Genomic DNA, 223 nt, shown 5'->3' on the forward strand with positions numbered 1-223 from the left:
CCGTTCGCATCTTCGTCAGGGGTGTCTATTCCGTCCCCGTCATCGTCCAAATCACGGTAGTTAACGTCCTCCGTTCCATCGGTATCCGGTAGATCGTTCGCAGGGTCCTCTATCTCATCGTTTACGTCATAGCCGTCGTTAACGTCGCTTCCCTCGTAGCCATCGTCCAATCCGTCATTGTCCGTGTCCACTCCCGTGTACGTGTTGTCCGGCTCGCCGTCAT

Annotated in this window: 1 pseudogene; it reads right to left on the bottom strand. The window is 55.6% G+C overall.

Features of this window, described 5'->3' with window-relative positions:
- Positions 1–223 (bottom strand): annotated as a pseudogene (locus ACXAGS_RS15760) (gliding motility-associated C-terminal domain-containing protein); the annotation flags it as partial.

This window comes from Croceivirga sp. ABH4_376, assembly GCF_056160685.1.